The organism is Pseudomonas sp. (assembly GCF_050739995.1).
Classification (GTDB): Bacteria; Pseudomonadota; Gammaproteobacteria; order Pseudomonadales; family Pseudomonadaceae; genus Aquipseudomonas.
In genome coordinates this window covers 1-8,521 of record NZ_JBOICG010000501.1, presented here as the reverse complement: position 1 = coordinate 8,521, position 8,521 = coordinate 1, and the positions used below count along the sequence as shown (strand labels likewise).

Below are 8,521 nucleotides of genomic sequence, written 5' to 3'. Positions count from 1 at the left end.
CCGCTGGAGTGCGCAGCGCTCCCAAAAACCTGGGGCCGCTACGCAGCCCAGCGGGGGACAAGCCCCCTCACTACAAGTCAGCGGGGCCTACAAAAATTCCTCGCATCCAGCGGCAAAACACACCGCCGCCTGCCTCTTAAAATCCTTCCCCCAGTCAGACCCTTCTGAATCTGCTCCAACCCGCCGTTTAGCCCTGTGCCGCCATTGACGCTCCTTGGCCAACCCTCTTATCTAGCGTCCAGAGGATTGGATCCTATCCCGGCTACTTACTGAATCGTTCCTTCCGAACCTCCTACGAGGCCGGAACGATCGCTGCTGGCTGCATCAAGGAGATGACTTATGACGCGCCCCCTGCTCACCGCCCCGACATTGCCCCAGGCCATTCGAAACGGCATCAACGCCCTGGCCGCTGCACACCTGCAGGTCGACATTGCACCCTACCCAGGCATGGATGAAGGTGACCTGATCGAACTGTTCTGGAACGACTGCTTTGCCGCGTCACGGCGGGTGACTGCGTGCAAGGTCGGTACCCCGACCCGTCTTCGGGTGCCGGAAAGTTTTGTGCTGGACGGCCCTGCACGGGTTCACTACCAAGTCCTGCAAATCGGCCATGGCCCTGTGCGTTCGGCAGTGACCACGGTACGGGTCAAGACCAACTGCCCGGGCGGTCAGCACTCAGCCTTGTTCGGCGATGAAAACCAGAACCTCGCCCCTGTCCACCTGCCTGAAACCATCCGTCGTTACGGCGTCAACTGCCGCCAGGTGCAGCGCGGTATTCCGCTATGCATTGATCCCTACCTGAACATGGCAACCGGAGACGCCATTACGTTGCGTTGGGGAGATGTACGCCTGGACTTGCCGAAGATCCAAGCCAAGGACGTCGGATCAACGGTACGGATGTGGGTGCCCTCGACGGTGATTGTCGAAGCGGGCGACAACTGCCGCCTGGACGTGACCTACTGCATTCTCGATCGCGTCGGCAATAATTCACGCTGGGCACCGCCCCGCATCTTGAACATCGCCGCCTCCGCGCCACAGACGCCGACTCGCCCGGCCAGGGCCGCGTCGATCCACCAACCGCGTCACCCCGGCTCGCCTTGTGAACCTGGGTGATTGCCCTTCTATGCATATTCCTAAAAGTTAGTTTATTTAAAAATTTAACGCGCTTAGGGTATATGCACCGGACCACCGGACATCTCTGATTTTTCTGTTTTTATTTCATTGAATGCGAGGTCGGTATGGTCAGAATTACCCCGGTGCATAACGCCAGGGCATTACGTGCAGCCAAGGAGCGGCGCTGATGTCTAATTTGGCTGTGACACCCCCCCAGAGTGATCTGGACGTAGCCCCCCTGTTATTGCCAGCCACCGTGCTGCATAACGACACCCAGGCGCTTGACGCGGCTCACGAGTTGGCCCAGGCCGCGCGCCTGCAGGCGGCCAAGCGCGACCGGCAGCGCCAGTTGCCGTGGGCGCAAATTGAACAGTTCACCCGCAGTGGGCTGGGCAGTATTTCCATTCCCCGCGAATACGGCGGCCCGCAAGTGTCATTCGTGACCCTGGCCGAAGTGTTCGCAATCATCAGCGCGGCAGACCCGGCCCTGGGGCAGATCCCGCAGAACCACTTCGGCATCCTGTACCTGTTGCAGGGCACTGCCACCGAGCGCCAGAAAAAGCAGTTGTTCCAAAGCGTGCTCGACGGTTGGCGCATCGGCAATGGCGGCCCGGAACGCGGCACCAAGAACACCCTGGAGCTCAAGGCACGCCTCACTGCCGAGGGCGATGGTTACGTCATCAGCGGCCAGAAGTTCTACTCCACCGGCGCGTTGTTCGCCCACTGGGTGGCGATCAAGGCGTTGAACGACGACGGCAAGCAAGTCATGGCGTTCGTGCGCCGTGGCACCGAAGGGCTGCGCATCGTTGACGACTGGTCAGGCTTCGGCCAGCGCACCACCGCCAGCGGAACCGTGCTGCTGGACCGCGTGTCGGTGGACGTGGAGCTGGTGGTGGACAACTGGCGCATCGGTGAAAGCCCGAACATCCAGGGCGCCGTCTCGCAATTGATCCAGGCCGCCATCGACGCCGGCATTGCCCGTGGTGCGCTGGATGACACCATCGCTTTCGTGCGTGAACGCTCGCGCCCGTGGATCGACGCCAAGGTCGAACGGGCCAGCGACGACCTGTACGTAATCGCCGACATCGGCAAGCTGAAAATCGAACTGCACGCCGCCGAAGCGCTGCTGCGCAAGGCTGCCAAGGTGCTGGACGAAGTCAGCGCGGCGCCGATCACCGCGCAATCCGCCGCCCGGGCGTCGATTGCCGTGGCCGAGGCGAAAGTGCTGACCACCGAAGTGTCACTGCTGGTCAGCGAGAAGCTCTTCGAACTGGCCGGCAGTCGCGCCACTCTCGCCGAATTCAACCTTGATCGCCATTGGCGCAACGCCCGGGTGCACACCCTGCACGACCCGGTGCGCTGGAAATATCACGCCGTCGGCGCCTACCGCTTGAACGGCACTTTGCCTGCTCGTCATTCCTGGATTTAACCGACCAGAACACTTTTTCCACGAGCTTCTGGAGAACACACATGACTTTCTCTGCAAACGTCGCGGTTATCACCAGCGACGAACAAGCCCTTATTGTCGCCAGCGACCTGGCCGAAGACTTCCGTCGCGACAGCGCCCAGCGCGACCGCGAGCGCCGCCTGCCCTTGCCCGAACTGGACGTGTTTTCCCGCTCCGGCCTGTGGGGCATCAGCGTCCCCAAGGAATACGGCGGCGCGGGCGTATCCAACGTCACCCTGGCCAAGGTCATCGCGCTGATTGCCCAGGCGGATGCCTCCCTGGGCCAGATCCCGCAGAACCATTTCTATGCACTGGAAGTGCTGCGCGTGAACGGTAGCCCAACGCAGCAAAAACGCCTATACGCCGAGGTGCTGGCCGGCCAGCGCTTTGGCAACGCCCTGGCGGAACTGGGCACCAAGACCGCCCATGACCGCGTCACCGCCCTCACCCGCGACGGCGACGGCTTTCGCATCAGCGGCCGCAAGTTCTATTCAACCGGTGCGATCTACGCCCAGCGCATCCCCACGTCGGTGGTCGATGAGCATGGCGTGCAACAGCTCGCCTTTGTCCCTCGCGACAGCGAAGGTCTGAGCGTGATCGACGACTGGAGTGGCTTCGGCCAACGCACTACCGGCAGCGGTTCGGTGGTGTTCGATAACGTGTGGGTCGCGGCGCAGGACGTGATCCCGTTCCAGAGCGCCTTCGAACGCCCGACCACCGTCGGTCCACTGGCGCAGATCCTTCACGCGGCCATCGACACTGGCATTGCCCGTGCGGCCTTTGAAGATGCGTTGCACTTCGTGCGTACCAAGACCCGTCCGTGGATCGATTCCGGCAACGACAAGGCCACCGAAGACCCGCTGACCCTGAAAAGTTTCGGCCACCTGAGCGTCCGCCTGCACGCCACTGAAGCGCTGCTGGAGCGCTCCGGCGAGTTCCTCGACCGCGCCCAGGCCCAGACCAATGCCGAGACGGTGGCGGCAGCGTCAATCGCTGTCGCCGAGGTCCGCGCCCTGAGCACCGAGATTTCCCTCGCCGCCGGCAGCACCCTGTTCGAACTGGCCGGCAGCCAGGCCACACTGGCCGAGCATGGCCTCGACCGCCACTGGCGCAACGCCCGCGTGCACACCCTGCACGACCCCGTGCGCTGGAAGTACCACGCAGTGGGCAATTACTACCTCAACGATGAAAACCCGCCACTGCGGGGGACCATCTGAATGGCCAAGAAAAAAATCCTGCTCAATGCCTTCAACATGAACTGCATCGGGCATATCAACCACGGCCTGTGGACCCATCCACGGGACACTTCGACTCAGTACAAAACCATCGAGTATTGGACCGAACTGGCCAAGACACTGGAACGCGGCCTGTTCGACGGCTTATTCATTGCCGATATCGTCGGTGTATATGACGTCTATCAAAGCTCCATAGACGTGCCGCTCAAGGAGTCAATCCAGCTGCCGGTCAACGACCCATTGCTGCTGGTGTCAGCGATGGCGGCAGTGACTGAAAACCTCGGTTTCGGCCTGACCGCCAACCTCACCTACGAGCCGCCGTACCTGTTCGCCCGACGCATGTCCACCCTCGACCACCTGAGCCGTGGCCGGGTCGGTTGGAACATTGTCACCGGCTACCTCGACAGCGCCGCCAAGGCCATGGGCCTTACCGAGCAGGTCGAGCATGACCGCCGCTACGACCAGGCCGATGAGTACCTGGAGGTGCTCTACAAACTCTGGGAAGGCAGTTGGGAAGACGATGCCGTGCTCAACGATCCCCAGGCGCGGGTCTATGCGCAGCCGGGCAAGGTGCACAAGATCGAGCACCACGGCGAGTTCTACCAGGTAGAGGGTTATCACCTGTGCGAACCCTCGCCGCAGCGCACGCCAGTGCTGTTCCAGGCCGGCAGTTCCGACCGTGGCCTATTGTTCGCCGGACGGCATGCCGAGTGCGTATTCATCAGCGGGCAGAACAAGGCGTCGACCAAGGTACAGGTGGATAAGGTACGCGCCAGCGCCGTCGAGGCTGGGCGTAACCCGGATGACATCAAGGTGTTTATGGGCCTCAACGTGATCGTTGGCGCCACGCAGGAGCTGGCCTGGAAGAAGCACGCCGAATACCTGAGCTACGCCAGCGCGGAAGCCGGCGTGGCGCATTTCTCGGCCTCCACGGCGATTGATTTTGCCCAGTATGAACTGGACGAACCGATCCAGTACGTGAAAAGCAACGCGATCCAGTCGGCGACCAAGAACCTGCAGAACAACGACTGGACCCGGCGCAAATTGCTCGAACAGCACGCCCTGGGCGGTCGCTACATCACCTTGGTCGGCTCGCCTGAACAGGTGGCCGATGAGCTGGAATCCTGGATCGGCGAGACCGGGCTGGATGGCTTCAACCTGACGCGAATTGTCACGCCGGAAAGCTACGTGGACTTTATCGATTTGGTGGTGCCGGAGTTGCAGCGCCGAGGCTCGTACAAGACAGCCTATGAGGCCGGGACGCTGAGGGAAAAGGTCTTTCACGCTACCGCTCGCCTGCCCGAACAACACACCGGATCTACCTACCGCCATTGAGCCAAAAATGTGAACACAAAGTGTGGGAGGGGGCTTGCCCCCTCCCACACTGGATCTTCATGGCTCCCAACATGACTGGATAAACACTATGAAAAAGACCCTCCTCTCCCACCCAGTCAAAGCACTGGCTCTAGCCTTCAGCTTGTTCAGCGCTACGGTATTCGCCGCCGACGCGCCGCTGAAAATCGGCACCACCGCCGCCTTCGCAATTCCCCTGGAAGCCGCCGTCACCGAAGCCGGCAAACAGGGCCTGAAAGTCGAGCTGGTGGAGTTCACCGACTGGATCGCGCCCAACGTCAGCCTGGCTGCCGGTGATATCGATGTGAACTACTTCCAGCACATTCCATTCCTGGAAAACGCCAAGGCCGCCGCTGGTTTTGACCTGGTACCGTACGCGCCGGGCATCATCAACAACGTCGGCCTCTACTCGAAGAAGTACAAAAGCATCAATGACCTGCCCCAGGGCGCCAGCGTGGCCATCGCCAACGACCCGATCAACAGCGGGCGCGGCCTGCAACTGCTGGCCAAAGCGGGCTTGATCACCCTCAAGCCAGGCGTGGGTTACAAGGCCACCGAAGAAGACATCGTTGCCAACCCGAAAAAGATCAAGATCCTGCAAGTGGAAGCGGTGCAACTGGTACGCGCTTATGACGATGCCGACCTGGTGCAGGGCTACCCGGCGTATATCCGCCTGTCCAAGACCTTCGATGCCGAATCGGCGCTGCTGTTCGACGGCCTCGACCACCCGGAATACGTGATCCAGTTCGTGATCCAGCCGAAAAGCAAAACCGATCCACGGGTGATCAAGTTCGTCGATATCTACCAGCACTCGCCAGTGGTACGCGCAGCCTTGGATAAATCCCTCGGCAAGCTCTACCAAGTGGGCTGGGAAGATAAAAAATGACCGCCGCCAATGCCCAACTGCGCGACCTGGGTTTACCGCCCAGGGACGCCGAGCAGACAGAACTGCACCCAGACCTGAACCGCGCCCATGTGCGCTTTATCAACCTGGGTAAAACCTACGACGGCACGGTGCATGCCCTGCAAAGCATTGACCTGGCGATCCAGCGCGGCGAAGTGTTTGGCATCATCGGCCGCAGCGGCGCCGGCAAGTCGTCGCTGATCCGCACCATCAACCGCCTGGAGCAACCCAGCAGCGGGCGGGTGTTGATCGATCAGGTCGACATTGGCGACTTCGATGAAGACCACTTGGTGGCGCTACGTCGCCGCATAGGCATGATCTTTCAGCACTTCAACCTGATGTCGGCCAAGACCGTGTGGCAGAACGTCGAGTTGCCGCTCAGAGTCGCCGGCGTACCCAAACCGCTGCGTGAGCAAAAGGTCCGCGAACTGCTGGAGCTGGTGGGCCTCAAGGACAAGCACAACGCTTACCCGGCACAACTGTCCGGTGGGCAAAAGCAGCGCGTGGGCATCGCCCGTTCGCTGGTGCACGACCCCGAGATTCTGCTGTGCGACGAAGCCACCTCGGCCCTCGACCCGGAAACCACCCAGTCGATCCTCGGCCTGCTGCGCGAGATCAACCAACGCTTGGGGCTGACCATTGTGTTGATCACTCATGAGATGGCAGTGATTCGCGACATCTGTGACCGCGTGGTGGTGCTTGAACACGGGCGTATCGTCGAGCAAGGCCCCGTGTGGCAAGTGTTCGGCAACCCGCAGCATGAGGTCAGCAAGACCCTGTTGGCGCCCTTGCAACACGGGCTGCCGGAAGAACTGCAAAGCCGCCTGCAACCCACTCAGACCTCGAGCGACGCCGCGCTGGTGTTGCGCTTTCAGTTCACCGGCAGCACCCACGATGAACCCGACCTGGCCGCCCTGTTCGGCGCCCTGGGCGGACGTGTGCGCTTGCTGCAAGGCGGCGTGGAACGGATTCAGGGGCATGCCCTGGGGCAATTGCTGCTGGCGGTGAATGGCTCGCCCCACAACGCCGTCGAACTGCGCAAGCGTGCAGGGAATTGGGCGCAACAGGTGGAGGTGTTGGGTTATGTGGTTTGATCGTTTGTTGCAAGGCGCCATCGACACCTTGTTGATGGTCGGCGTGTCGTCGCTGATCGCCCTACTGGTAGGGATTCCGCTGGCGGTGTTCCTGGTCACCAGCGACAAGGGCGGGATCTACCAGGCACCGGCGTTGAACCGTGTGCTGGGCGCGTTCGTCAATCTGTTCCGCTCCATCCCCTTTTTGATTCTGATGGTGGCGCTGATCCCGTTCACCCGCTTGATCGTCGGCACCACCTACGGTGTCTGGGCAGCCGTCGTACCGCTGACCATCGCTGCCACGCCGTTTTTTGCGCGGATTGCCGAAGTGAGCCTGCGGGAAGTCGACCATGGGCTGATCGAAGCCGCACAGGCCATGGGTTGCCGTCGCTGGCACATCATCTGGCATGTGCTGTTGCCGGAAGCGCTGCCGGGGATTGTCGGCGGGTTCACCATTACGTTGGTGACGATGATCAACTCATCGGCCATGGCCGGGGCGATTGGCGCAGGCGGCCTGGGCGATATTGCCTACCGCTACGGCTACCAGCGCTTTGATACGCAGATCATGCTGACGGTGATCGTGTTGCTGGTGGTGCTGGTGGCAGTGATTCAGTTGGGCGGCGATCGCCTGGCGCGGGTGCTGAACAAGCGCTGAGGTATAGTCGGGTCATCTCAACACTCGGTATTGCCGTCATGACCCTCAAGCCCGACGACCTCGACCAGATCACTTCCACCACCCTCGGCCACTACAACAAGGTGGCCGAGGACTTCCGTGAAGGCACCCGCGATCACGATGTAAGCCAGAATATCGACGCCCTGCTGCGACATATCCAGGGCACGGCGCCGTTTACCGTGCTGGATTTCGGCTGCGGGCCAGGGCGGGACTTGCAGGCATTTACACACAGGGGCCATATCGCCGTGGGGCTCGATGGCTCCGAGCGCTTTGCGCAGATGGCGCGCGAAGACAGCGGCTGCGAAGTGTTGCAGCAGGACTTCCTCAAGCTGGACCTGCCTGCCGAGCGCTTCGACGGGATCTTCGCCAACGCGGTGCTGTTTCATATTCCCAGGCAGGAGCTGCCGCGTGTGCTCAAGCAATTGCATGGGGCGTTGAAGCCTGGGGGCGTGTTGTTCAGTTCCAATCCACGGGGCGAGAATCAGGAAGGGTGGAATGGGCCGCGGTATGGGTCTTATCACAACTTGGAAGCATGGCAGACGTTGCTGAGCGAGGCCGGTTTTGTGGAGTTGGAACACTATTACCGGCCAGCGGGGTTGCCGAGGGAACAGCAACCCTGGCTGGCGAGTGTGTGGCGCAAATTATGAATTTTTGCTGACTGATCTGACGCCATCGGGGGCAAGCCCTCTCCCACACTTGGAATGCATTTCAAATGTGGGAGGG

8 protein-coding genes are annotated in these 8,521 nt (G+C 61.3%); all 8 read left to right on the top strand.

Annotation, left to right across the window (positions count from 1 at the left end):
* The first annotated feature begins 339 nt into the window (after positions 1-339).
* On the top strand, positions 340-1,113 hold the full coding sequence (locus ACRESD_RS16560; RefSeq protein ID WP_431751912.1) for a hypothetical protein: 774 nt from the start codon (positions 340-342) through the stop codon (positions 1,111-1,113).
* 187 nt (positions 1,114-1,300) lie between these two features.
* Positions 1,301-2,542, top strand: a complete 1,242-nt coding sequence (locus ACRESD_RS16555; RefSeq protein WP_431751911.1) for an SfnB family sulfur acquisition oxidoreductase — start codon at positions 1,301-1,303, stop codon at positions 2,540-2,542.
* A gap of 41 nt (positions 2,543-2,583) precedes the next feature.
* Entirely contained in the window at positions 2,584-3,777 is a 1,194-nt protein-coding gene (locus ACRESD_RS16550) for an SfnB family sulfur acquisition oxidoreductase (RefSeq protein WP_431751910.1), read from the top strand.
* Positions 3,778-5,130 carry an LLM class flavin-dependent oxidoreductase gene (locus ACRESD_RS16545; RefSeq protein ID WP_431751909.1) on the top strand — a complete coding sequence of 451 codons (1,353 nt, stop codon included), beginning with the start codon at positions 3,778-3,780 and terminating at the stop codon, positions 5,128-5,130. It begins immediately after the preceding gene.
* An 88-nt stretch (positions 5,131-5,218) separates the two neighbouring features.
* A complete protein-coding gene (locus tag ACRESD_RS16540) occupies positions 5,219-6,034 on the top strand; it encodes a MetQ/NlpA family ABC transporter substrate-binding protein (protein WP_431751908.1) in 816 nt (271 codons plus the stop codon).
* Entirely contained in the window at positions 6,031-7,146 is a 1,116-nt protein-coding gene (locus ACRESD_RS16535; protein WP_431751907.1) for a methionine ABC transporter ATP-binding protein, read from the top strand. The genes ACRESD_RS16540 and ACRESD_RS16535 overlap by 4 nt, the downstream gene beginning before the upstream one ends.
* A complete protein-coding gene (locus ACRESD_RS16530; RefSeq protein WP_056858169.1) occupies positions 7,136-7,780 on the top strand; it encodes a methionine ABC transporter permease in 645 nt (214 codons plus the stop codon). The genes ACRESD_RS16535 and ACRESD_RS16530 overlap by 11 nt, the downstream gene beginning before the upstream one ends.
* Before the next feature lie 38 nt (positions 7,781-7,818).
* Positions 7,819-8,445 (top strand): class I SAM-dependent methyltransferase, encoded by a 627-nt coding sequence (locus tag ACRESD_RS16525; RefSeq protein ID WP_431751906.1) that lies wholly within the window; start codon positions 7,819-7,821, stop codon positions 8,443-8,445.
* The last annotated feature ends 76 nt before the right edge of the window (positions 8,446-8,521 follow it).

Bases quoted from the DNA above. Each gene is read 5' to 3' on its own strand.
- ACRESD_RS16540 (WP_431751908.1), top strand. From the start codon at position 5,219: ATGAAAAAGACCCTCCTCTCCCACCCAGTCAAAGCACTGGCTCTAGCC.
- ACRESD_RS16555 (WP_431751911.1), top strand. From the start codon at position 1,301: ATGTCTAATTTGGCTGTGACACCCCCCCAGAGTGATCTGGACGTAGCC.
- ACRESD_RS16525 (WP_431751906.1), top strand. From the start codon at position 7,819: ATGACCCTCAAGCCCGACGACCTCGACCAGATCACTTCCACCACCCTC.
- ACRESD_RS16535 (WP_431751907.1), top strand. From the start codon at position 6,031: ATGACCGCCGCCAATGCCCAACTGCGCGACCTGGGTTTACCGCCCAGG.
- ACRESD_RS16530 (WP_056858169.1), top strand. From the start codon at position 7,136: ATGTGGTTTGATCGTTTGTTGCAAGGCGCCATCGACACCTTGTTGATG.
- ACRESD_RS16550 (WP_431751910.1), top strand. From the start codon at position 2,584: ATGACTTTCTCTGCAAACGTCGCGGTTATCACCAGCGACGAACAAGCC.
- ACRESD_RS16545 (WP_431751909.1), top strand. From the start codon at position 3,778: ATGGCCAAGAAAAAAATCCTGCTCAATGCCTTCAACATGAACTGCATC.
- ACRESD_RS16560 (WP_431751912.1), top strand. From the start codon at position 340: ATGACGCGCCCCCTGCTCACCGCCCCGACATTGCCCCAGGCCATTCGA.